Source organism: Mycobacterium sp. 2YAF39, from assembly GCF_052114565.1.
Taxonomy (GTDB): domain Bacteria; phylum Actinomycetota; class Actinomycetes; order Mycobacteriales; family Mycobacteriaceae; genus Mycobacterium.
On sequence record NZ_JBFREZ010000011.1, the window covers coordinates 1 to 22,548 of the forward strand.

Annotated in this window: 24 protein-coding genes; 17 read left to right on the forward strand and 7 right to left on the reverse strand. The window is 65.5% G+C overall.

Annotated features, from left to right (window positions below):
* From AB4Z42_RS24760 to AB4Z42_RS24790, 7 genes are all read right to left on the reverse strand, one after another.
* Positions 1–474 (reverse strand): DUF222 domain-containing protein (locus AB4Z42_RS24760; protein WP_442011880.1); only part of this gene is annotated, 474 nt, incomplete at its 3' end.
* 86 nt (positions 475–560) lie between these two features.
* Positions 561–1,826 carry a DUF4032 domain-containing protein gene (locus tag AB4Z42_RS24765; RefSeq protein WP_442011881.1) on the reverse strand — a complete coding sequence of 422 codons (1,266 nt, stop codon included), beginning with the start codon at positions 1,824–1,826 and terminating at the stop codon, positions 561–563.
* A gap of 46 nt (positions 1,827–1,872) precedes the next feature.
* Entirely contained in the window at positions 1,873–2,952 is a 1,080-nt protein-coding gene (locus AB4Z42_RS24770; RefSeq protein WP_442011882.1) for an ABC transporter ATP-binding protein, read from the reverse strand.
* An 11-nt stretch (positions 2,953–2,963) separates the two neighbouring features.
* A complete protein-coding gene (locus tag AB4Z42_RS24775) occupies positions 2,964–3,833 on the reverse strand; it encodes a carbohydrate ABC transporter permease (RefSeq protein WP_442011883.1) in 870 nt (289 codons plus the stop codon).
* Between the two features lie 2 nt (positions 3,834–3,835).
* Entirely contained in the window at positions 3,836–4,810 is a 975-nt protein-coding gene (locus AB4Z42_RS24780) for a carbohydrate ABC transporter permease (protein ID WP_442011884.1), read from the reverse strand.
* On the reverse strand, positions 4,810–6,177 hold the full coding sequence (locus AB4Z42_RS24785; RefSeq protein WP_442011885.1) for an ABC transporter substrate-binding protein: 1,368 nt from the start codon (positions 6,175–6,177) through the stop codon (positions 4,810–4,812). Before AB4Z42_RS24785 ends, AB4Z42_RS24780 begins: the two co-directional genes overlap by 1 nt.
* Before the next feature lie 19 nt (positions 6,178–6,196).
* Positions 6,197–7,210, reverse strand: coding sequence for a sugar-binding transcriptional regulator (locus AB4Z42_RS24790; protein ID WP_442011886.1), 1,014 nt, complete (start codon positions 7,208–7,210; stop codon positions 6,197–6,199).
* A gap of 117 nt (positions 7,211–7,327) precedes the next feature.
* Between AB4Z42_RS24790 and AB4Z42_RS24795 the strand changes: the two genes are divergently transcribed.
* The 17 genes from AB4Z42_RS24795 (at position 7,328) to AB4Z42_RS24875 (ending at position 22,547) form a co-directional block, all read left to right on the forward strand.
* Positions 7,328–8,329: an NAD(P)-dependent alcohol dehydrogenase gene (locus AB4Z42_RS24795; protein WP_442012018.1), complete on the forward strand. Its 1,002-nt coding sequence runs from the start codon at positions 7,328–7,330 to the stop codon at positions 8,327–8,329.
* Positions 8,326–9,714 (forward strand): mannitol dehydrogenase family protein, encoded by a 1,389-nt coding sequence (locus AB4Z42_RS24800; RefSeq protein WP_442011887.1) that lies wholly within the window; start codon positions 8,326–8,328, stop codon positions 9,712–9,714. The genes AB4Z42_RS24795 and AB4Z42_RS24800 overlap by 4 nt, the downstream gene beginning before the upstream one ends.
* On the forward strand, positions 9,711–10,658 hold the full coding sequence (locus tag AB4Z42_RS24805) for a carbohydrate kinase family protein (protein WP_442011888.1): 948 nt from the start codon (positions 9,711–9,713) through the stop codon (positions 10,656–10,658). Before AB4Z42_RS24800 ends, AB4Z42_RS24805 begins: the two co-directional genes overlap by 4 nt.
* 9 nt (positions 10,659–10,667) lie before the next feature.
* Positions 10,668–11,591, forward strand: a complete 924-nt coding sequence (gene ku, locus AB4Z42_RS24810; RefSeq protein WP_442011889.1) for a non-homologous end joining protein Ku — start codon at positions 10,668–10,670, stop codon at positions 11,589–11,591.
* A gap of 242 nt (positions 11,592–11,833) precedes the next feature.
* Positions 11,834–12,625, forward strand: a complete 792-nt coding sequence (locus AB4Z42_RS24815) for an SDR family oxidoreductase (RefSeq protein WP_442011890.1) — start codon at positions 11,834–11,836, stop codon at positions 12,623–12,625.
* Between the two features lie 10 nt (positions 12,626–12,635).
* A complete protein-coding gene (locus AB4Z42_RS24820; RefSeq protein WP_442011891.1) occupies positions 12,636–13,712 on the forward strand; it encodes an NAD(P)H-dependent amine dehydrogenase family protein in 1,077 nt (358 codons plus the stop codon).
* 33 nt (positions 13,713–13,745) lie between these two features.
* A complete protein-coding gene (locus AB4Z42_RS24825) occupies positions 13,746–14,084 on the forward strand; it encodes a hypothetical protein (RefSeq protein WP_442011892.1) in 339 nt (112 codons plus the stop codon).
* Positions 14,085–14,188: 104 nt separating this feature from the next.
* Complete coding sequence (locus tag AB4Z42_RS24830; RefSeq protein ID WP_442011893.1) at positions 14,189–14,437, forward strand: hypothetical protein; 249 nt, start codon at positions 14,189–14,191, stop codon at positions 14,435–14,437.
* A gap of 32 nt (positions 14,438–14,469) precedes the next feature.
* Positions 14,470–14,718, forward strand: coding sequence for a hypothetical protein (locus AB4Z42_RS24835; RefSeq protein WP_442011894.1), 249 nt, complete (start codon positions 14,470–14,472; stop codon positions 14,716–14,718).
* A gap of 78 nt (positions 14,719–14,796) precedes the next feature.
* On the forward strand, positions 14,797–16,023 hold the full coding sequence (locus AB4Z42_RS24840; RefSeq protein ID WP_442011895.1) for an Nramp family divalent metal transporter: 1,227 nt from the start codon (positions 14,797–14,799) through the stop codon (positions 16,021–16,023).
* The gene (locus AB4Z42_RS24845; protein WP_442011896.1) at positions 16,024–17,118 is read left to right on the forward strand and encodes a poly-gamma-glutamate hydrolase family protein; all 1,095 of its coding nucleotides are present in this window, start codon (positions 16,024–16,026) and stop codon (positions 17,116–17,118) included. It abuts the gene before it with no gap.
* Positions 17,119–17,167: 49 nt separating this feature from the next.
* A complete protein-coding gene (locus AB4Z42_RS24850) occupies positions 17,168–18,469 on the forward strand; it encodes an NAD(P)/FAD-dependent oxidoreductase (protein WP_442011897.1) in 1,302 nt (433 codons plus the stop codon).
* Entirely contained in the window at positions 18,463–19,206 is a 744-nt protein-coding gene (locus AB4Z42_RS24855; RefSeq protein ID WP_442011898.1) for a DUF1365 domain-containing protein, read from the forward strand. Before AB4Z42_RS24850 ends, AB4Z42_RS24855 begins: the two co-directional genes overlap by 7 nt.
* Positions 19,206–20,489, forward strand: a complete 1,284-nt coding sequence (locus tag AB4Z42_RS24860; protein ID WP_442011899.1) for a class I SAM-dependent methyltransferase — start codon at positions 19,206–19,208, stop codon at positions 20,487–20,489. The genes AB4Z42_RS24855 and AB4Z42_RS24860 overlap by 1 nt, the downstream gene beginning before the upstream one ends.
* Entirely contained in the window at positions 20,477–21,262 is a 786-nt protein-coding gene (locus AB4Z42_RS24865; protein ID WP_442011900.1) for a DUF1295 domain-containing protein, read from the forward strand. Before AB4Z42_RS24860 ends, AB4Z42_RS24865 begins: the two co-directional genes overlap by 13 nt.
* The gene (locus AB4Z42_RS24870; protein ID WP_442011901.1) at positions 21,259–21,840 is read left to right on the forward strand and encodes a sigma-70 family RNA polymerase sigma factor; all 582 of its coding nucleotides are present in this window, start codon (positions 21,259–21,261) and stop codon (positions 21,838–21,840) included. Before AB4Z42_RS24865 ends, AB4Z42_RS24870 begins: the two co-directional genes overlap by 4 nt.
* Positions 21,837–22,547, forward strand: coding sequence for an anti-sigma factor (locus AB4Z42_RS24875; RefSeq protein WP_442011902.1), 711 nt, complete (start codon positions 21,837–21,839; stop codon positions 22,545–22,547). The genes AB4Z42_RS24870 and AB4Z42_RS24875 overlap by 4 nt, the downstream gene beginning before the upstream one ends.
* The last annotated feature ends 1 nt before the right edge of the window (position 22,548 follow it).

Sequence of the window (22,548 nt, forward strand, 5' to 3'; positions counted from 1 at the left end):
GACGTGCACCCAGTCCGCCTCGATCGCCCCACGCGTCGCGATATCGACAAATCCCGGGATCCGGTCCATCGCCTCGCGAATCTTGTCCACATGCTCACCGTTGATCAGCCCGCGCGCTTGAGCAGAAGCGGTGCATGGCAACACCGGGTCCAGCGGTTCTCCGGTCAGGGTGCGCCGCGGCCCCAACAGCGCCGCCTCGTCCAGGCGGCGGCCGGCCTCACTGGTGGAGATGCGCCACCGGATCGCCAACACCTGCCGCCAGGACTTCGCGCCCATCTCCTTAGCGGTGGTCTCGGTCTGCAGCCGCGCCAGCATCCGGTGACTCTGGGTCGGCAGCTGACACGACAACGTCTCCATCTCATCGAGCGCACCTAGCAACTCGCGTGTGGTGAGTGCATCGATCGGCAGTGCAGCCAACTGGTCATGCGCGGCGCGCAACGCGGTCACCGCTGCCTGCACCGCCTCTGCACTCATGACTCGAACATATGTTCGAACTCTAAGACCTTACAGATGCGTTTCCGAAAGATTCCATGAGAACTTCCGGCAGGCCAAACCCGTTGTCACACATCGTCGTCGAGTGCTAGCACCTCGAACGGCGCGGTCGGCACCTCGGCGATCGCCATTTTCGCCGCGGAGTCGGTGGGGATGACATCGCGGGCCAGCGCCGCCAAAGCCTTGTTCGTTCCGACGTCGTGCCCGGCCTGCTCACTCAACAGCCACCGCACCTCGAGCAGATCGCAGTACGCCTGGATCGGGGTGCCCATGCGGTTGACGACGTCATGCGCCAGCTGTTCATACGGGGTCAGCACCTCGATCACCCACAGTCGCGCCGCGGTCGACTCGTCGACATCGTGACCGGCTTCGCGGCACAGCTGCGCCTGATAGGCCAGCAGGTCGCCGAGCAGAATCTGCGCCTGCCCCTCGCCCACATCCAGGCCGGTGAGCTGTTGCAGTCGCTGGGCGTGAAACCGCCGATCACCAACGGCAACACGGATTCTGAGTTGGCTCGGTTCGTCGTCGATCGGCGCGAGCGTCACTTCGTCGACGGCGAATCCGAGCTCGTTGAGGCGGCGGACGGTGCCCTCGACCCGGTAGCGGTCGGTAAAGCCGAAGACGGGCTCGGCATGCAGCGCGTCCCAGAGCTCGCCGTAGGTGACCTGCACGTGTTCGGCTTCGGCGATGAGGGTTTCGTGCAACACCTCGGGCCGCCCGAGCCGCTCGGCGAGATCGACGAGGCCCTCGGCCACGTTCTCCACCATGATCTCGAGGTCATGCCTGCGCTGCCCTCGGCTCAACGACGGATGCACTTCAGACGTCTCGGCGTCGACCAGCCACGCCTGCAGAAGCTGGCCATCGCGGGAGAACAGCGTGTTGGCCAGTGAGCAGTCACCCCAGAAGACACCGTGCCGGTGCAACTCGACCAACAGGCCGGCCATCGCATCCAGCAGCCGCGCACGGTGTTTCGGTTGGTCCGGCGGTAGCCGCATGAACAGCCGGCGGTACTGCCATGACCCCTCGAGGTAGCGGGTGACGAGAATCGCGGTGTCGAACTCGGGCTGCAGCACCACACCTGCCGGACGCACTGCGGGCAACCCCATCTCCTCGAGCCGCCGCAGCACTTCGTACTCCTTGACCGCGATCCGCGGGGGCATGTCCTTGACCGCCCACAGCGCGCCGTCGGCGTCGACGAACTTCACCAGGTGACGGCTCGGTCCCACCGCGATATCGCGCAACGGCACGTCGGGAACGGTCCACTCCTCGAGCGGCCTGTCCCACGGCAGGCCGAGAAGTCCGGGAGTCGGTGCCCGGAGCCGGAACTCCGTCATCTCCCCGGGTCGCTTCGCTCCTGCCCGCCGGACGGCGCGCGCATTCTCAGTTGAGGCGCTGGCCGGTTTCCGGGTGGAACAGGTGCACCGCTCCGTCAGGGTTCCGGCGCAGCCGCACAGTGTCTGCCAGCTTCGGCGCTTTGCGCGGGTGTGACCGCGCCACCAGTTCGACCCCCGAGCCCGCGTGCGTGTACACATATGCTTCGCTGCCCAGGTCCTCCACCAGGTCGACGACGACCTCGACGCCGCCCGAATCGGTGACCTCCAGTTGCTCGGGCCGAATTCCGAACGTGACCTCCGACAGACCCGCTTCGCTCACCTTGGCCAGGTCGTCGCGATCGAGTTCCAGCGTCGAGTCACCGATCTTTACGCCGTCCGAGCTGACCGGCAGCGTCACCAGGTTCATCGCGGGCGATCCGATGAAGCCGGCGACGAACGCGTTGGCGGGCCTGTCGTACAGCTCGTTCGGGGAGGCGAACTGTTGCAGTTTCCCAAAACGCAACACGGCCACCCGATCGCCCATCGTCATCGCCTCGACCTGATCGTGCGTCACGTAGACGGTCGTGGTGCCCAGACGTCGTTGCAGAGCGGCGATCTGAGTCCGGGTCTGAACGCGCAACTTGGCATCGAGATTAGACAGGGGCTCGTCCATGCAGAACACCTGGGGCTCGCGCACGATGGCGCGTCCCATCGCCACGCGCTGGCGCTGACCGCCGGACAGTTTGGCGGGCTTGCGGTCCAGGAACTCGGTCAGGTCCAGGATCTTGGCCGCCTCCTCGACCTTCTTGCGTCGCTCGCCGGCAGACACCCCGCGGAGTTTCAGTGCGAAGCCCATGTTCTCGGCGACGGTCTTGTTGGGGTACAGCGCGTAGTTCTGGAACACCATCGCGATGTCACGGTCCTTGGACGGCACACCGGTCATGTCCTTGCCGCCGATCTCGATGGCACCCTCGTCGATGTCCTCGAGTCCGGCCAGCATGCGCAGCGCCGTGCTCTTGCCCGAGCCGGAGGGGCCCACCAGGACGATGAACTCGCCGTCCTGAATGTCGAGGTTGAGCGAGTCAACCGCGAGCTTGTCCGAACCCTCGTAGATGCACGAGGCGTTCTTGTAAGTGATTGCAGCCATGGGTTTTTCTCCTATTTGATCGCGCCGAAGGACAGTCCACGAACAAGCTTGTTCTGGGCGAACCACCCGCAGAGGATCACGGGCAGCGCGGCCATCGTTGCGGCCGCCGACAGCACGGCCCAGTACTGACCCTCACCGGCGATGAAGCCGACGAGGTAGACGGGCATGGTCTGTGCGTTCACCGCGGTCAGGTTCACCGCGAAGAAGAACTCGTTCCATGCGAAGATCACGCAGATCAGCGCCGTCGCGGCGATACCCGGCGACACCAGCGGCAGAATCACCTCGCGCACCGACCGCCAGAGGCTGGCGCCGTCAAGGCTCGCCGCCTCGAGCAGTTCGCCTGGTACCTCGAGAAAGAACGAGCGCATCATCCACACAGCGATCGGCAGGTTCATCGACGTGTACAGGATGACCAGCGCCCAAATGTTGTCCAGCAAGCCGATATTGGACACGATCACGTACAGCGGCAGGATCGCCGCCACGATCGGCAGCATCTTGGTGCTCATGAAGAAGAACAACGCATCCGAGGTCTTGCGGACCGGACGCAGCGACAACGCGAACGCCGCGGGCGTGCCGAGGAGCAGCACCAGGAGCGTCGAAACACCGGTGGCCCACACCGAGTTCAGCATCGCGGGACCGATTTCCTGATCGAAGACCTTCCCGTACTGATCCAGCGTCGGGGTGAAGAACAGTGTCGGCGGATTGGTGGCCGCATCCCCCTCTTGCTTGAAGGACGTCAGCACCATCCAGAACACGGGGAAGAAGAACCCGAGCGCGGCGATCCACGCCACAACTCCCCATGGGCTGAACTTGCGGGACTTCTTCTTCCGCACCGGCGTGGTATCGCCTGTCGCCGTCGGCTTTTGCACTGTGGTCGTCATGTCTAGGCCGCCTCTTCCTTGCCGGAGAACGATTTGAAGATCAACCGGAGTGCGAACGATGCGATGAACATCGTGAAGATCACCACGACCACGCCCATCGCCGCGGCCTGGCCCATGTCGAAGCCGAGGAACGCGCGCTGATAGATGTAGAACGGCAGGTTCGCACTGGAGACGCCGGGCCCGCCCTGGGTCATCATGTAGATGGCGTCGAAGGTGTTGACGAGGTAGATCGCGCCGAGCACGACGCCGAGTTCGATGAACCGCCGAAGGTGGGGCAGCGTCAGTTCCCGGAAGAGCTGAAACGCACCCGCACCGTCGACCCGGCCGGCCTCCAGTTGGTCGCGAGGCATCGACGTCAGGCCCGCGAGGATCAGCAGCATCATGAAGGGCGTCCACTGCCAGATCAGCTCCACCATCACCATCGGCAATCCGAAGTCACCGATCCAGTCGACCTTGCCGATGCCGACGAGGGACAGCACCCAGTTCAGGATGCCGTTGTTCGGATCGAGGATGGTGGTCTTCCAGATCAGCGCTGCCGCAACGGGTGTGATCAGAAACGGCGTGATCAGCAGCGTGCGCACCACCCCTCGACCCAGGAACGCCCGGTCGAGTAGCAGCGCCAGCAGCAAGCCGAAGAACGCCGAGATCAGCACCACGCCGACGATGAGGATGACGGTGTTCAATGCCACCGACCAGAACTGGCTGTCCTTGACCACAGCGACATAGTTCGACAACCCGACGAACTCGCGTGACCCCGGCCGCACCAGGTTCCACGACAACGTCGAGTAATACAGCGTGAACAGGAACGGGATCTGCGTCACGACGATCATGAAGATCAACGCGGGAAGAAGCGGCCCACGCCTGCGCCATCCTTCGGCCCGGCTCACGCCTGCGCCCTGGGCCTCGCGGATCTTGCGGACCCGTTCCGCCACTGCACTATCGGTGGCATCCGACTCAGTTTCAGCGGTAAGAGTCATCACTTCTCCTGGTATGTCCGGCCGACGACCTCGGCATATTCCTGAGCTTGGGCGAGCGCGTCGTCCACCGACTTGTCACCGGCGATCGCTGCGCTGATCTGCTGGCTCACTCGCGTTCCGAGATCCTGGAACTCCGGGATCCCGACGAACTGCACGCCGGTGTACGGAACCGGTTGCACCGTCGGCTTGTCCGGGGTTGCGTTGGTGATCGATTGCAGGGTCAGCGGTCCGTAGGACTTCGAGATCGCCTCGTATTCCGGCAGATCCTTATAGGTCGACGTCCGGCTACCCGGTGGGACGCGGGCCCAGCCCAGCTTCTCGCCGACCAGCTTCATGTAGTCCCTGCCCGTCATCCACGAGATGAACTTCCATGCGCCCTCGGGATTTTTGGCGCCCTTGGGAATTCCCAGTGCCCAGGTGTAGAGCCACCCCGAGTCGGGCTTCTCGACGATCGGAGCGGGCAGGTATCCGATCTTGCCGACGAGCTCCGGGTAGGTCTTCGGGTCCTCCAGAACCGAGACCGCCGACGTCGCGTCGTACCACATGGCCGTCTGGCCCTGCCCGAAAAGGTTTGCGCACTCCTGGAATCCAGTCGACGAGGCACCGATCTCGCCTGCGTCGTTGATCAGATCGACGTAGAAGTTGACCGCCTTGCTCACCTCGGGGCTGTTGAGTTGGGCGTTCCACTGATCGTCGAACCAGCGTCCGCCGAACGTGTTGATGACCGTGTCCAGCGGGGCGAGCACCTCACCCCAGCCCGGCTTGCCGCGCAGGCAGATGCCCGCGTCGGCGGCCTTCTTCTCCTTGATGATCTTCGCCCACTCGGCGACCTCTTGCCATTGCGGCTGGTAGTTCGGATCCTGATTGACCTTGATGCCCGCCTGCTCGAAAAGGTCCTTGCGGTACATCAGGAACGACGATTCGCCGTAGAAGGGAACCGCGTACATGTTGCCCTCGTACGACAGCGAATCCCGCAGTGACGGGATGAAGTCGCTCTCGTCGTACCCCGGGGTGTTCTTCGCAAATTCCGAAAGGTTGAGCAGCCAGCCGTCTTTGGCCCATTGCGGGGTTTCGAAGTTGCTGATCATCACGACGTCGAACTCACTGCCGCCCATTGCGGTCGACATGGTGATCTTGGCGCGCGCCTGATTCTCCGACAGCGTGATGAACTTCAGCTTGGTGCCGGGATTCTCCTTCTCGAACTCCGTCGACAGCTCCTGGGCGTCGGTCATCTGCGAGTTGGACACCAGGGCGATCGTGACCTCGTTGTCCGTCGCTCCCAGGCTGCCCGCGCCGGAGCAACCGGTCACCAACGTCACGCCCGCCACCGCCGTGCATGCGGCCAGTCTCTTAAGCGCTTTCACCATCTCGTTACCTTTCACTGGATCATGTCTGGGCCAGCAACCAACGGGCACAATCGATGTCACAGACCAGGAGTCTTGCCAGATGCCCGCGCAACGCGCCGAGAATGGCCGGATACTTGGTCGCTCCGCTTGAAATCAGGATCGTCTTCTGGCAGTTACGGATGTCTTCGAGTGGAACCGACACCGCGCGCTGCTGAAGTTCTGTGTCGACGGGCGCACCCGACGCGTCGAAGAAGCGCCCGCCGATCTCCCCGACCGCGCCCAGCGAGATCAGCTCGTCGAGCATGCGGATGTCGAGATAGCTGCCTTCGAACAGCGTCGTGGACGTCGAGACAGCGCCAACGCCGAACAGCATGACGTCGGCGCGCCTTCCCGCCTCGAGTGTCCGCGAGATCAGCGAGTCGCTGCGCATCGAGGCGACGGTCGAGGCATCGGCGTATAGCGGGGCAGGCAGGCGGATCGTGCTGGCGCGCAGGACGTCTGCGCAGCGGCTGAGGATCAGCTCCGTACCGGTCTGGTAGGCCGCGGTCGACATCGCACCGTCGAGTTGCACCACTGCCCGGCAGCTGGCCACGCCCGGCGCCAGTGCGGTGGCAACCGCGACCTGTTCGGGCCCCCAGGTGAATCCGAGAACATCGTCGGGCGCGAGCCGGCGCATCAGCAATGCGGCCGCGGCGCGACCCACGCTCGCAAAGGCGGCCGGTCGTCCGGGCGAACCGACGTCAACGCCGTGTCCGGCCACCACCGCTTCGGTCAGGCCGAACCGCCGTTCGAGTTCACGCTCCTCGTCGGCGTGGAGATCGTCGCGCATATCCGGCGGCACGACGACCTCGATACGCACCAGCCCCTTGGCCTTGGCCCGGGCCACCAACCGACCCGCCGTCGGCCGCGAGACGCCGAGACGTGAGGCGATCTCGGCCTGGGTCAGACCATCGAGGTAGTACAGCGTCGCTGCCCGCAATGCGAGTCGAAGGTCCTCGGGTGCAGAGGCACGGATCTGCCCTGACACCTGTCCGTTCGACGTCAATGCCGTCACGAATGCTGACCTCACTTCCTCTCGAACCGCGTGAGCATTTGCTCAGGGATGCGAGTAGATGTTCATAACGCTAGCATGGTGATTGTGACGCAGACAACACTTTCGCCCGATACCCGGATGCGGGCCGCGGTACTCATCGAGCAGGGCCGCATCGAGATGGAGGAGCGGCCGGTGCCGACGCCGCAGCCCGGTGACGTGCTGATACGTGTCTCGTCGGTGGGTGTATGCGGTTCGGATACGCACTACTACCGGCACGGCCGGGTGGGTGGCTTCGTTGTCGAGGCGCCGCTGGTCCTCGGGCACGAGGCGGCGGGCACGATCGTCGGCGTCGGCGAATCGGTCGACCCCTCCCGCGTCGGCCAGCGGGTGTCGATCGAACCGCAACGGCCAGACCCTCACAGCGATGAGACGCGCCGCGGCCACTACAACCTCTGCCCGCACATGCGCTTCTTCGCCACCCCACCGGTGGACGGCGCGCTGTGCGACTACGTGACCATCGGCGCGGAGTTCGCCCATCCGGTGCCGGATTCGATGTCCGACGATGCCGCGGCGCTGTGCGAGCCGTTATCCGTCGGGATCGCCGCGGTTCGCAAGGCTGAACTCGACGGCAGGTCGCGGGTGCTCATCGCCGGCGCAGGACCCATCGGCATCGTCATGACCCAACTCGCGCGAGCCTACGGTTCGACGGAGATCGTCGTCAGTGATCCGGATCCGGCCCGACGCGAACGAGCCATCTCGTTCGGCGCCACCACGGCCGTCGACCCCACCGTCTATCAGACCGCCGACCTCGCGGTCGACGCTTTCATCGATGCCTCGGGTGCCGAGGCGGCCGTCGCCGCAGGCATTCGTGCCGTGCGGCCGGCGGGCAGGGTGGTACTGGTGGGTTCGGGCGCCGAGACGATGAAACTGCCGACACAGCTGATCCAGAACCGGGAGCTGGTGCTGACGGGTGTGTTTCGCTACGCCAACACCTGGCCGACGGCTATCGCACTGGTCGAGTCCGGTCGCGTCGACCTCGACGCCATGGTGACTGGCCGCTTTCCGTTGGAGAAGGCCGCTGAGGCTCTGGACTCAGACCGGATCCCGGGTACCGTCAAGTCGGTGGTGACGGTGTCATGACCCTCAGCAAGCCCACCTATGACCGCGACGAGATCGACGTCGGCATAGTCCATTTCGGGGTCGGCGGGTTCCACCGCGCTCATCAGGCGATGTACATCGACCGCCTCCTGGAGATGGGCCTCGCCAAAGACTGGGGCATCTGCGGAGTCGGCGTCATGCCCGCGGACCGCAAGATGGCCGAGGTGATGGCCGCGCAGAACGGGCTGTACACGCTGTTACTCGAGAATCCGGATGGCACCCGCGACGCGCGGGTGATCGGATCGATCGTCGACTATCGCTACGCACCCGACGATCCCGAATCGGTGATCGAACTGCTGGCCGCGCCCAGCACCCGCATCATCTCGCTGACCATCACCGAGGGCGGCTACAACATCGACGCCGCGGGGCCCGAGAGTGTCTTCGGACTCGTCGCATCTGCCTTGGCGCGTCGGCGCGAACGCGGTATCCCCTCACCGACGATCGTGTCCTGCGACAACATCGAAGGCAACGGTGAGGTCGCCCGCCACGCCTTCACCACCTACGCCGAACGGCTTCATCCCGGCCTCGGCGAATGGATGAGCGCGAACACCAAGTTCCCCAATTCGATGGTCGACCGCATCACTCCGGTCACCACACCCGACGTCGTCGCCGTCGTGCATGACGAGTTCGGCGTCGCAGATCAATGGCCGGTGGCCGCTGAACCGTTCACCTCGTGGGTGCTCGAGGACGATTTCTCCGATGGCCGCCCACCGTTGGAGAAGGTCGACGTGCTGATGGTCGACGACGTCACTCCGTACGAGTTGATGAAGCTGCGGTTGCTCAATGCCAGCCACCAAAGCCTGTGCTACTTCGCCTATCTGGCGGGCTATCGACTTGTGCACGAGGCCGCGGGCGACCCCCTGTTCGCCGAGTTCCTCATGGCGTACATGGATACCGAGGCCACGCCGACCTTGCAGCCGGTGCCGGGCATTGACCTACCGGACTACAAGCGCACCCTGATCGAGCGGTTCGCGAATCCGGGCGTCAAGGACACCATCGTGCGGCTGTGCTTCGGTACGTCGGACCGCATCCCGAAGTGGCTGCTTCCAGTGATCAGGGAGAACCTCAGAACCGGTGCGTCCGTGCGGCTGTCGGCCGCGACCGTCGCCAGCTGGGCGCGATACGCCGAAGGCGTCGACGAGCAGGATGAACCGATCGACGTCCAGGATCAGCTCGCCGATACCCTGGTGCCGCTGGCGAAGTCCCAACGGGACAACCCGACCGCATTCATCGAGAACACCGAGGTGTTCGGCGATCTCGCCGGCGATGCGCGGTTCGTCGAGGCCTATACGTGGGCACTGGACTCGCTGCACCGTGACGGCGCCCGCGCGACGCTGGAGACGCTGCTCCGCAAGGACATGCCATGAGGGCGCTGGTCATCGGAGAGGCGCTGATCGACATAGTCGAGCGCGACGGCCGGGTGACCGGCGAGCACGTCGGCGGAAGCCCGCTCAACGTGGCCGTCGGCCTGGCCCGGTTGGGGCGGGAGGTCGACTTCCTCACCCACATCGGCGACGATGATCGCGGTCGGCGCATCGTCGAATATGTCGAAAGCGCTGGTGCGCAATTGGTTTCGGGCAGCATGACCGCCGACCGCACACCGACCGCGATCGCCACGCTCGACGAAGCAGGTTCCGCGCAGTACACGTTCGACATCGACTGGCAACTCTCGGGAACCCCTGAGGTAGCGCCGCCGCTCGTCGCGCACACCGGATCCATCGCAACCGTGCTGGAGCCGGGCTGTCGCGCGACCGCCGCGCTGCTCGACGCCTATCACCCGTCGGCCACGGTGACGTTCGACCCGAATGTGCGGCCGGCTCTCATCGACGACGATGCCGGCGCGCGCGGCCGGATCGACCGGCTCATCGAGCGCTGCGACGTGGTCAAGGCCAGCGACGAGGACATGCGGTGGCTCGACCCCAACCGCTCGGTCGAGCAGATCGCACGGACCTGGCTGGAGTTGGGCCCGTCGATCGTCGCGGTGACCATGGGCGACCGCGGCGCATTCGCCATGAGCGCGGCGGGCACCGCGCGGATTGCGGCGTTGCCGGTCGAGGTCGTCGACACCGTCGGCGCCGGGGACGCCTTCATGACCGGGCTGATCGACGCGCTCTGGTCGCTGAACCTGCTGGGCGCCGGACGACGCGCCGACCTGCGCAGCATCGGACTCGACGCCCTCAACGAAGTGGTGCGGACCGCCGCGCTCTCGTCGGCGCTGACCGTCGCCCGCGCGGGTGCTGACCTGCCCGATCGTGCAACACGGGACGCCGCAGCGGCGAGCTCCGGCCCGGAGTTGTCCCAACCCGGCTAACGTGGCCTTATGCGTTCCATTTGGAAGGGTTCAATCGCCTTTGGCCTGGTGAATGTCCCGGTCAAGGTCTACAGCGCAACCGAAGACCACGACGTCAAGTTCCACCAGGTTCACGAGAAGGACAACGGGCGCATCCGCTACAAGCGCGTGTGCGAGGTGTGCGGTGAGGTCGTGGAGTTCCGCGATATCGCCAAGGCCTACGAGTCCGACGACGGGCAGACGGTGATCATCACCGACGACGACATCTCGACCTTGCCGGAGGAGCGCAGCCGCGAGATCGAGGTGCTGGAGTTCGTGCCCGCCGCCGACATCGATCCGATGATGTACGACAAGAGCTACTTCCTCGAACCGGAGGGCAAGTCGTCGAAATCGTATGTGTTGCTGACCAAGACACTCAAGGAGACCGACCGCGTCGCGATCGTGCATTTCGCGCTGCGCAACAAGACGCGGCTTGCCGCCCTGCGGGTGCAGGACTTCTCCAAGCGCGACGTGATGGTCATCCAGACGCTGCTGTGGCCCGATGAGATCCGTGACCCCGACTTCCCTTCGCTCGACGCGAAGATCGACATCAAACCCGCCGAGTTGAAGATGGCGAGCCAGGTGGTGGAGTCGATGACCGACGACTTCAACCCCGACCGCTACCACGACGATTACCAGGAACAGCTGCACGAGCTGATTACGGCGAAACTCGAAGGCGGCGAGGCGTTTACCACCGAGGAGCAGCCCAAGGAGCTCGACGAGACCGAGGACGTCTCCGATCTGTTGGCGAAACTCGAGGCCAGCGTCAAGGCCCGCCGCGAGGGTGGCGGTTCGGAGAAGCCGGCCAAGAAGTCGCCTGCGAAGAAGGCGGCCGCCAAGAAGGCACCGGCCAAAAAGGCCGCGAAGAAGGCGCCCGCCAAAAAGGCAGCCAAGAAAACCGCCGCGAAGAAGTAGCAGTCCTGCCCGACCGGTCCGGTGGGAATGTGCTGTTGCGCCAAACTACGCGCGACTATGTCGACGATGTTGCTCTCGTCGGTAGTAGGCGAGCGACAAAGTCGCGTCGAGGCTGGCACAAACACATATTGGCCCCGGACGCCCCGGCACGCCGCCAACAAAATTAGAACGTGTTTCAGAAACGGCTTCCAGGAACTGCCTAGCCCTGCTACGGTTCGCCCGGCGAGGGAAAGGAAACGTACGTGATCCTGGACAGATTTCGGCTGGACGACCAAGTAGCGGTGGTGACCGGCGCGGGCCGCGGGCTCGGAGCGGCGATGGCCTTGGCATTCGCGGAAGCCGGTGCTGACGTTGTCATTGCGGCCCGTACCCAGTCCCAGCTCGAGGAGGTCGCCGAACAGATCAAGGGCGTCGGCCGCAAAGCCCACATCGTGGTCGCCGACCTCGCTCACCCTGAGGACACGGCAAAGCTCGCGGGCGAAGCCATCGAAGCATTCGGCAAACTAGACATCGTCGTGAACAACGTCGGCGGCACCATGCCCAACACGCTGCTGACCACCTCCACCAAGGACCTGCGCGACGCCTTCACCTTCAATGTCGCCACGGCGCACGCGCTCACTGTCGCCGCCGTCCCGTTGATGCTCGAGCATTCGGGTGGCGGCAGCATCATCAACATCACTTCGACGATGGGCCGCGAGGCCGGGCGCGGTTTCGCCGCCTACGGCACCGCGAAGGCGGCCCTCACCCACTACACGCGACTCACCGCACTGGACCTGTGCCCCCGGATCCGCGTCAACGCGATCGCGCCCGGATCGATCCTCACGTCGGCGCTCGACGTGGTGGCGTCCAACGACGATCTGCGCGAACCGATGGAAAAGGTAACGCCCATGCGCAGATTGGGCGTACCCGAGGACATCGCCGCCGCGGCGGTGTACCTCGCCTCTCCCGCGGGGTCCTACCTGACCGGCAAGACGCTAGAGGTGGACGGCGGCCTCAACTTCCCGAACCTCGACCTGCCCATCCCAGATCTGTGAGGACCCAGAAATGACGATCAAAGTCGCCGCGATCGGCACCGGCAACGTCGGACGGCAGGCGCTGACACAGCTGATCAAAGATCCGCAGTTCGAGCTCACCGGCGTGTGGGTCTCCTCGGACTCCAAAGCCGGCAAGGACGCCGGAGAGCTTGCCGGACTTGATATCTCGACAGGTATCACCGCCACGACAGATCTCGATGCCGTGCTGGCGACGAAGCCGGAATGCGCCGTCTACACCGCGATGGCGGACAACCGCCTGCCCGACGCGCTCGAGGATTACCGGCGCATCCTCGAGGCGGGCGTGAACGTGGTCGGTAGCAGCGCGGTGTTCCTCCAGTACCCGTGGGGCGTCCTGCCCGAGGAACTGGTGAAGCCGATCGAGGATGCGACGCAGGCCGGTAAGTCCAGTGTGTTCGTCAACGGCATCGATCCTGGATTCGCCAACGACCTGCTGCCGCTCGCCCTCGCGGGCACCTGCCAGAGCATCGAGCAGATCCGTTGCATGGAGATCATCAACTACGACACCTACGACAGCGCCACCGTGATGTTCGACGTGATGGGCTTCGGCAGGCCGATGGACGACATTCCGATGCTGTTGCAGCCCGGGGTTCTGAGCCTCGCCTGGGGTTCGGTGGTTCGTCAGTTGGCAGCGGGCATCGGCGTCGAACTCGACGAGGTGACCGAGACGTACGTGCGCGAGCCCGCACCCGAGGATTTCGACATCGCGTCCGGCCACATCGAGAAGGGCACGGCGGCGGCGCTGCGCTTCGAGGTGCAAGGGAAGAAGGACGGCAAGGTCGCCGTCGTGCTCGAACACGTCACGCGGTTGCGCGACGACCTGCGTCCCGATTGGCCGCAGCCGGCCCAGGAAGGTGGCTCCTATCGCCTCGAGATCACCGGTGAGCCCACCTATGCATTGGACCTCTGCCTGAGTAGTCCCAATGGCGATCACAACCACGCCGGACTGGTCGCGACGGCAGCCCGCGTCGTCAACGCGATCCCCGCCGTCGTCGCAGCTCCTCCGGGCATCAGAACGACGCTCGACCTTCCCCTCATCACCGGAAAAGGGCTGTACTGTGTGCCTTAAGCCGGGGACATTCATGAGATGAAGGGCGCGCCTATGCGGAACTCACTTCGATACTTCACTCCGCTGTTTGCAGCTGCCGGAGCAGCAGCCGCAATCCTGGCCGCCCCCGCGGCCGGCGCCCAGCCCGCACCCGCACCTGCCCCGATACCCGGACAGGAACAGCCCCAACAGCAGCAGCAGGAACAGCGTCCTGCGCAGGCGTCGGGCCTCCCGCAATGCGTCAACACCGGCGGCTCCGAAGCCATGGGCGGCTCAGCGACCGAGTGCGCAACGCCGGGCAACGTGGAGATCAACGACACGCCCGCCCAGCAGGAGTACGTCGGCCCTTGGGGCGACATGTTCGGCGGCGGGGACGGCTACTTCTTCCCCTGATCGGGGCTATCATCACGGCCTAGGAGACACCAATGCGAATCAATATTCGCTGTCTCACAACAGCTTTCGCAGGAGTCTGCATCAGTGCGGCATTGGCTGCGCCGGTGGCGGGCGCCCAAACCGGATCCGGCCTGCCCCAGTGCACCGATACCGGTGGGGCTGAGGCCCTGGGCGGCTCGACGACGGAATGCGCAACGCCGGGCAACGTGCAGATCGACGCCACTCCGGCCCAGACGCAGTTCCTGTATCCGTGGGACGACGAGTTCTACGGCCCCGCGCTGCTCATGAATGGCAACGGCGGCTTCCACGGAGGTGGTGGCGGCGGAGGTGGTGGCGGCCACGGCGGCCGCTGACCACAACTAATGCGGCCTTAAGGAGGCCCACAATGCGGCCAAGACTTCGTTATACCGCAACGCTTTTCACGATGCTGGGCACATGCGCCGTTGGTCTTGCTCCGACAGCGACGGCCACACCCGAATGCATCTACGTCGGTCCGACCACGACGCAATGCCAGACCAACGGCAGCGCCCAAATCGTCACCTCGCCCCCGGTCAACAACAACTATGGCGGCTACGGCGGCTATGGCGGTTGGGGCGGCGGCTTGGTCATCGGCATCGGCGGCTGGGGCTGGTAAGACCCCGCTAGTTCGGGCCCTGGCAGGTTTCGGCTAACCTAACTTTTCTATTCGCAAGTCCGATAGAAGGTGGGTTGGTTGTCACAGGGCGCCGACGTCAAGGTGCGGCCGAGCTGGATGCTGTTCGGTCCGGCATTCGTCGCCGCGATCGCCTACGTCGATCCCGGCAATGTCGCCGCCAATGTCAGCGCAGGTGCGCAGTTCGGCTTTCTGCTGGTGTGGGTCATCGTCGTGGCCAACACGATGGCCTGTCTGGTGCAATACCTGTCGGCGAAGCTGGGCCTGGTGAGCGGGCTGTCGCTGCCCGAGGCCATCGGCAACAGGATGCGGCGCCCGACCCGGCTGGCCTACTGGCTGCAGGCCGAATTGGTCGCGATGGCAACGGATCTCGCCGAAGTAATGGGCGGTGCCATCGCGCTGTACCTGCTCTTCGACCTTCCCCTTCTGGCCGGCGGGGTCATCACGGGGGCCGTTTCACTGATGCTTCTGATGCTCAAGGATCGTCGCGGACAGCAGCTGTTCGAGCGGGTCATCACCGGCCTGCTGCTGGTCATCGCGATCGGATTCTTCACCAGCCTGTTCGTCTCACCACCCCCGGCGGACGCGGTCGCGGGCGGTTTGGTGCCGAAGTTCGCGGGCCCGGAGAGCGTGCTGCTGGCGGCGGCGATGCTCGGGGCGACAGTGATGCCGCACGCGGTGTACCTGCACTCCGGCCTCGCGCGGGACCGTCACGGCCACCCCGAAGCGGGCCCGATGCGCCGGATGCTGCTGCGGGTCACCCGCTGGGACGTCGGGATCGCCATGATCATCGCGGGTGCCGTCAACCTCTCGATGCTCCTCGTCGCGGCGACGAACCTGCAGGGGCTGGACAACACCGATTCGATCGAGGGCGCGCACGCCGCGGTCGGCGGCGAGTTGGGGCCGACGGTCGCGCTGCTGTTCGCGATCGGCCTGCTGGCATCGGGACTCGCGTCGTCGTCGGTGGGCGCATATGCCGGCGCGATGATCATGCAGGGCCTTCTGCACGTGTCCATATCGTTGGTGGCGCGGCGGCTGATCACCCTCGCGCCGGCGCTGGCGATTCTGGCGATAGGCGTCGACCCCAGCCGTGCGCTGGTGTTGTCCCAGGTGGTGCTGTCCTTCGGAATCCCATTCGCACTGATCCCGCTGGTGCGGCTGACCAGCGATCGCGCCCTGATGGGCGACGACGCCAACCACCGGGTGACCACCGCGCTCGGGTGGCTTGTCGCCGCTTTGATTACTGTGCTGAACGTGGTGCTCATCTATCTGACCGTGAAGGGCTGAATGCCGCCGCCGAATGTCGCCGCCGGGGCGGCTCCGCACACCTACTTCGCCTACGGGTCGAACCTGTGTGTTCGGCAGATGGCGCGGCGGTGCCCAGGCGCAGTCGACCCCCGGCCGGCGACGCTGGCCGACCACGACTGGCTGATCAACGAGCGCGGAGTGGCCACCGTCGAACCGTTCGACGGCTCGCAGGTGCATGGAGTGGTCTGGCAGCTCACCGATAATGACCTCGCCACCCTCGACAGCGCTGAAGGTGTTCCGGTGCGGTATCGCCGAGACCAGCTCACGGTGCACACCGACGACGGGCCCTCACAGGCGTGGGTTTACATCGATCACAGGGTCGAACCCGGGCCGCCGCGGGAGGGTTACCTGGAGCGCATCATCGACGGCGCCCTGCACCATGGCCTCCCGCAACGCTGGGTCGACTTCCTGAGGCGATGGGACCCCGCACAGTGGCCGGGAAGGAACACCAAGTCGAATTCACCATCACCACAGTCGCTTTCGGAGTTACTCGCCGAACCCGGCGTCACCGAAGAGGTCACGCTGCGGTCGCGGTTCGGGTTCATGGCGATCCACGGCGGCGGCCTGGAACAGATGACGGATGTGATCGCCGAGCGGGCCGCTGACGCGGCGGACGCGTCGCTGTACGTGGTCCGTCATCCCGACCACTATCCGCACCACCTGCCGTCGGCGCGCTATCGCGCGGAGGAGTCCGAACGGCTCGCCGAATTCCTCGAGCACGTCGACGTCGCGGTGTCGCTGCACGGGTACGGCCGGATCGGACGCAGCACGCAGCTGCTCGCCGGCGGGCGCAACCGCGCGCTCGCCGAACATCTCGCGCGCCACGTCAGCGTGCCCGGCTACCAGGTCGTCACCGACATCGGTTCGATCCCCCGTGAGCTGAGGGGCCTGCACCCGGACAACCCGGTGAACCGTGTGGCCGGAGGCGGCACACAGCTCGAACTCACCCCGCGGGTCCGCGGCATCAGCCCGCGTAGCCAGTTGCCGGGCGACGACGGCATCTCCCCCGCCACCTCCGCATTGGTGCAGGGCCTGGTCGCGACCGCGCACTCATGGGAAACGCCACCGGCTTAATCCCCACCGAACAGCCCATCCGGGACTGCCCCCGCTCCGAATACCGGATGTGGAAAGTTTCAACCTCGATCAACGCTCCGTAGCCGTCATCGGCAGCGGGGTATCCGGCCTGGTCGCCGCCTATGTCCTGGCATTTCGCGACCGCGTGACCCTCTATGAAGCCGATACCCGGCTCGGTGGCCACGCCCATACCCACCAGATCCCGCTGAACCGCGACGACGACTACACCGTGGGCATCGACTCGGCCTTCCTCGTCCACAACGACCGCACCTATCCGACGTTGTGCCGGCTCTTCGACGAGCTCGGAATCGCCACCCGCGAGACCGACATGTCGATGTCGGTCCGCGACGACGCCAGCGGGCTGGAGTACGCGGGCGCCCGCGGGTTCGGCGGGCTGTTCCCGTCCTGGTCGTCGCTGGCGCATCCGCGCTACCTGCTCATGCTCGCCGAGGTCAAGCGTTTTCACCGGGCGGCGCTGCGCCTGCTCGAGGGTGACTCGGACGATGCGACCGTCGGCGAGTTCCTCGACCGTCACGGCTTCTCCCGGTACTTCGTCGACCACTTCATGACACCACTGATCGCCGCGGTCTGGTCGTCGCCGCCGGGACAGTCGCTGAACTACCCGGCGCGCTATCTGTTCGTGTTCCTTGAGCACCACGGCATGCTTTCGGTCTTCAACTCGCCAACGTGGCGGACGGTGGTCGGCGGCTCTGTCACCTATGTCGACGCCGTCGCCGACCTCATCGACGAGGTGCGTACCGGCGCCGCGGTGCGCTCGGTGCGCCGGGTGGCCGACGGCGTCGAGGTGACCGACGCGATCTCCGGGCCGCGGCACTTCGACGCCGCTGTCATCGCCACGCATCCCGACCAGGCGCTGCTCATGCTCGCGGAGCCCACGTCGGCCGAGCGCTCGGTGCTCGGCGCCATCGGCTACAGCACCAACCATGCGCAGCTGCACACCGACGAATCGGTGCTGCCCAAACATCGCCGCGCCCGTGCCTCGTGGAACTACCTGGCCACCCCCGACGACCAACAGGTTCTGGTCACCTACGACGTGACCCGGCTGATGCGGCTGAGCGGTGACCGCAGGTTCCTGGTCACACTCGGAGGCGAGGACCGCGTCGACCCCGCCACGGTCCTCACCGACATGACCTACAGCCATCCGATGTACACCCCGGAGTCTGTTGCCGCTCAACAGCTTCTACCAACCTTGGACGACGACCGCGTGGTGTTCGCAGGCGCCTACCACGGCTGGGGCTTCCATGAAGACGGCGCGGCCTCTGGACTGCGGGCGGCACAGCGTCTCGGTGCCGAATGGCCTGCCGTCACCCTCGAGGCGGTGCCATGCTGACACCTGCGATCTACCGCACGCGGATCACCCATCTACGTCGTGCACCGGTGCACCATTACTTCGAGCATCGCGGGTACAGCTGGTTCGTCGACGTGGACGATCTGCCCAAGCTGCCACGGTGGCTGCGGCCGTTCGCGCGATTCGAAGCGCGCGACCACTTCGTGGCCGACGACGCCGATGATCCCAATGACACTCTGCGGCAGCGCATCGACGCGTTTCTCGCCGACAAGGGTGTCGATCTGCGGGGCGGACGGATCACCGCGCTCCTACAGGCACGGGTGCTCGGATACGTGTTCAACCCGATCAGCCTCTACTGGTGCCACGACGCCAAAGGGACACTTCGGCACATCATCGCGGAGGTACACAACACCTACGGCGGACGCCATGCGTACCTGCTCCCGCCCGACGGTGACCATCCCGCGATCGTGATGAAGAAGCTGTACGTGTCGCCGTTCAACGAGGTGGAGGGCTACTACCTGGTGAATGCCCCTCGGCCGGAAGAGAACCTCGACGTCCGGATCTCACTGCACCGCGAGAACCAGCCCGCATTCGTCGTCACGATGCGCGGGCAACGGCGGACCGCAGGCATCGCCGAGGTGATCCGGATGCAACTGATAGCGCCGCTCGCACCGTTGATGGGTGCCATCGGGATTCGGATACAAGGCATCACGCTCTGGCTGCGCCGAGTTCCCGTCGTTCCCCGAGAGTCCAACGAGAAAGAAAGAGTCGACCACTAGTGACCATCGATCTGACGCTGGCCCCCTCGGCCACAATCGATTCCGGTAAATGGCCCGCCGTGGCCGAGGTACCCGGCGGCCCTGCGAGCGCCGTGACCGGAGCCATCGCGGACCGGCTGTTCCGCCGCGCCGCGGCCCGGTTGCCCATCCGGGTCGTCTATCCCGACGGCACAGTCATCGGCGCCGCCGACCCGACGCTGCCGACCATGGTGGTCCACCGGCCCGAGGCACTCGTCCGCCGCGTCGGTCGGTACGGCCTCATCGGCTTCGGCGAGTCGTACATGGCAGGCGACTGGAGCTCCACCGACATCGCCGGTCTGCTGACCGAGTTCGGCAAGCGGCTGTCCGAGCTGATTCCTCCCGTTCTGCAACGCTTCCGGCCCCTCGCCGTGGTGCGCCAACCGCGATCGCAACACAACAGCCGCACGCAGGCGCGCCGCAATATCGCCGAGCATTACGACCTGTCCAACGCGCTGTTCGCCGAGTTCCTCGACGAGACCATGACGTATTCCAGTGCGCTGTTCGATGGCCTGCCCGCCGTCGACACGAACCTCGCAGACGCGCAACGCCGCAAGATCGACCGACTCCTCGACTCCGCTCAGGTCGGACCGGGCAGCACGGTGCTCGAGATCGGCACGGGCTGGGGCGAACTGTGCATCCGCGCCGCGATGCGAGGTGCACACGTCCGTTCGGTCACCCTATCGGCCGAGCAGCAGCGACTGGCCCGGCAGCGGGTGGCCGCGGCGGGCCTGTCCGACCGCGTCGAAATCGACCTGTGCGACTACCGCGATGCCTCGGGTCACTATGACGCCGTGGTGTCCGTGGAGATGGTCGAGGCAGTCGGATACCGATTCTGGCCCAGGTACTTTCAGACTCTCGACCGTCTTGTTGCACCCGGTGGCCGGGTAGCGATTCAGGCTATCACCATGCCACATGACCGGATGCTGGCCAGCCGCAACACCCACACGTGGATGCAGAAGTACATCTTCCCGGGCGGCCTGCTGCCGTCGACCGAGGCGATCATCGAGATCACCGAAGGCGATACCCGGCTGCGCACCGTCGAGATGCTCTCACTGCGACGGGACTATGCCGAAACGCTTCGGATCTGGCGGAAACGTTTCGTCGAACGACGGGATACCGTGGCGGAGTTGGGTTTCGACGACGTCTTCCACCGGATGTGGGAGCTCTATCTGGCCTACTCCGAGGCCGGTTTCCGGTCGGGATATCTCGATGTCTATCAGTGGACGTTCGCACCGTCCGGGCGTCGGCAATGGAATTCATAGCGGTCTCCGCGGCCTCGCTGGCCATCCTCGTCGTGGTTCACACCACGACGTTCCTCATCGGCCGCCGGATCGGCCGGTACAACGTCGTCGACGCCGCATGGGGTGTGGGTTTCGTCGCCGTGGCGGCGGTTGCCGCCGCGGTCGGTACGGGTGATCCGTTCCGCAGGATCCTGCTGCTCGTCCTCGTCGCGGTGTGGGGGCTTCGCCTGGCCTGGCACATGATCGTCAAGTCGGCGGGCAAGGGCGAAGACCCGCGCTACAAAGACCTGCTGCGCGGTGACGTCTCGGCGGGTCATGTGATCCGCAAGGTGTTCCTGATCCAGGCGGCGGCGACGTGGTTCGTCTCGCTGCCGCTGCAACTTTCGGCCGTACTGGGTCCGACGCCTGCGATGCTTCGGCCGGTGATGATCGTCGGGGTCGCGGTGTGGGCTCTGGGCCTGACCTTCGAGGCCGTCGGTGACCACCAGTTGCGCCGATTCAAGGCCGATCCCGCCAACAAGGGCGTCCTCATGGACCGCGGACTGTGGGCGTGGACACGGCACCCGAACTATTTCGGCGACGCATGCGTGTGGTGGGGGCTGTGGCTGACCTCCATCGCGGGCTGGATTTCGCTCGCCACCGTCTTGTCCCCGGTGCTGATGACGTACTTCCTGGTGTACGCCACCGGCGCCCGGCTCACCGAGAAGTACATGGCGAAACGCGATGGATTCGATGAATATCGTTCACGCACTTCATTTTTCGTCCCACGACCGCCCAGATCGCGAATATCATGACGCTTCTTGAAGCTGTCGATAGGCTACGGCTTGTGACAACCGACCTCGATGGCCTGCTGCGCCAGGTGGCGCGGCAGGACGTCGACGCGTTCGCGACGTTCTATGACCAGACCCGGGCGCGGGTGTTCGGCCTGGTAACCCGTGTGCTGCGTGATCCCGGCTACAGCGAAGAAACCACCCAGGACATCTACCTGCAGGTATGGCGTACCGCCGACGCCTACAACCCCGCCGCGGGGTCCCCGTTGTCCTGGCTGATGACCATCGCGCACCGCCGGGCCGTGGACCGTGTGCGGTCCGAGCAGGCCGCCGGTCAACGCGAGTCCCGCTACGGGGCAGCCAACGTCGACCGGCCGTCCGACCAGGTCGCCGATTCGGTGATATCCAGCGACGAGCGGCGTCAAGTCGCCGACTGCCTGGGGTCGCTGACCGACACGCAACGAGAGGCCATCCAGCTCGCGTATTACGACGGCCTGACCTACGTCCAGGTGTCCGAGCGACTCTCGGCCAACCTCGCGACGATCAAATCGCGGATGCGCGACGCCATTCGCGGCCTACGCCGGTGTTTGGGGCTGACATGACACAACCGATAGACGACCTGACCGCTCTCGCAACGCCGTATGCGCTGCACGCGATTCCCGCCGCGGAACGCGCCGATATCGAGCGACGTGTCGCGGACGCACCGCCGGACGTCGCGCGTGCCTTTGATGACGAAGTCCGCGCGGTCCGCGAGACCATGGCGGTCATCTCGGCCGCCACCGCAGTCGAGCCTCCGCACGACCTCCGCGACCGGGTGCTCGCCGAGATCAGGACGGCGCCAGTTGTCCCGATGCGGCGCAAGCCCCGGCCATGGCGGGCGACGATTCTGGCCGCCGCCGCCGCGGTAGTGATCGGACTCGGAGCGCTCGGCGTCGGATACGCGCTGCGGCCCGCGCCGACCGTGTCGACCGCCGAGCAGATCTTCGCCTCGCCGGACGTGCGCACCGTTTCCGGTGAGATTCCCGGAGGCGGAATCGCGACGGTGGTCTTCTCCCGAGAGAAGAACGCGGGCGTGCTCGTGATGAACAACGTGACGCCTCCGTCCGCAGGCACCGTCTACCAGATGTGGTTGATCAACGACGCCGGGCCGCACTCGGCGGGAACCATGGACGCCAAGGCCGTAGCGCCGTCGACGACCGCGGTGCTCCCGAATCTGGACGGGTCGAGCACTCTGGCATTCACGATCGAGCCCCCCGGGGGTTCGGCACAGCCCACCACTGAGCCCTTCGCGGCATTGACCCTGACGTAGG

Excerpts from the sequence above, each read along its gene's own strand:
- AB4Z42_RS24765 (WP_442011881.1), bottom strand. The coding sequence starts at position 1,826 with ATGACGGAGTTCCGGCTCCGGGCACCGACTCCCGGACTTCTCGGCCTG.
- AB4Z42_RS24770 (WP_442011882.1), bottom strand. The coding sequence starts at position 2,952 with ATGGCTGCAATCACTTACAAGAACGCCTCGTGCATCTACGAGGGTTCG.
- AB4Z42_RS24775 (WP_442011883.1), bottom strand. The coding sequence starts at position 3,833 with ATGACGACCACAGTGCAAAAGCCGACGGCGACAGGCGATACCACGCCG.
- AB4Z42_RS24780 (WP_442011884.1), bottom strand. The coding sequence starts at position 4,810 with ATGACTCTTACCGCTGAAACTGAGTCGGATGCCACCGATAGTGCAGTG.
- AB4Z42_RS24785 (WP_442011885.1), bottom strand. The coding sequence starts at position 6,177 with ATGGTGAAAGCGCTTAAGAGACTGGCCGCATGCACGGCGGTGGCGGGC.
- AB4Z42_RS24795 (WP_442012018.1), top strand. The coding sequence starts at position 7,328 with ATGCGGGCCGCGGTACTCATCGAGCAGGGCCGCATCGAGATGGAGGAG.
- AB4Z42_RS24800 (WP_442011887.1), top strand. The coding sequence starts at position 8,326 with ATGACCCTCAGCAAGCCCACCTATGACCGCGACGAGATCGACGTCGGC.
- AB4Z42_RS24805 (WP_442011888.1), top strand. The coding sequence starts at position 9,711 with ATGAGGGCGCTGGTCATCGGAGAGGCGCTGATCGACATAGTCGAGCGC.
- ku (WP_442011889.1), top strand. The coding sequence starts at position 10,668 with ATGCGTTCCATTTGGAAGGGTTCAATCGCCTTTGGCCTGGTGAATGTC.
- AB4Z42_RS24820 (WP_442011891.1), top strand. The coding sequence starts at position 12,636 with ATGACGATCAAAGTCGCCGCGATCGGCACCGGCAACGTCGGACGGCAG.
- AB4Z42_RS24825 (WP_442011892.1), top strand. The coding sequence starts at position 13,746 with ATGCGGAACTCACTTCGATACTTCACTCCGCTGTTTGCAGCTGCCGGA.
- AB4Z42_RS24835 (WP_442011894.1), top strand. The coding sequence starts at position 14,470 with ATGCGGCCAAGACTTCGTTATACCGCAACGCTTTTCACGATGCTGGGC.
- AB4Z42_RS24845 (WP_442011896.1), top strand. The coding sequence starts at position 16,024 with ATGCCGCCGCCGAATGTCGCCGCCGGGGCGGCTCCGCACACCTACTTC.
- AB4Z42_RS24855 (WP_442011898.1), top strand. The coding sequence starts at position 18,463 with ATGCTGACACCTGCGATCTACCGCACGCGGATCACCCATCTACGTCGT.
- AB4Z42_RS24865 (WP_442011900.1), top strand. The coding sequence starts at position 20,477 with ATGGAATTCATAGCGGTCTCCGCGGCCTCGCTGGCCATCCTCGTCGTG.
- AB4Z42_RS24870 (WP_442011901.1), top strand. The coding sequence starts at position 21,259 with ATGACGCTTCTTGAAGCTGTCGATAGGCTACGGCTTGTGACAACCGAC.
- AB4Z42_RS24875 (WP_442011902.1), top strand. The coding sequence starts at position 21,837 with ATGACACAACCGATAGACGACCTGACCGCTCTCGCAACGCCGTATGCG.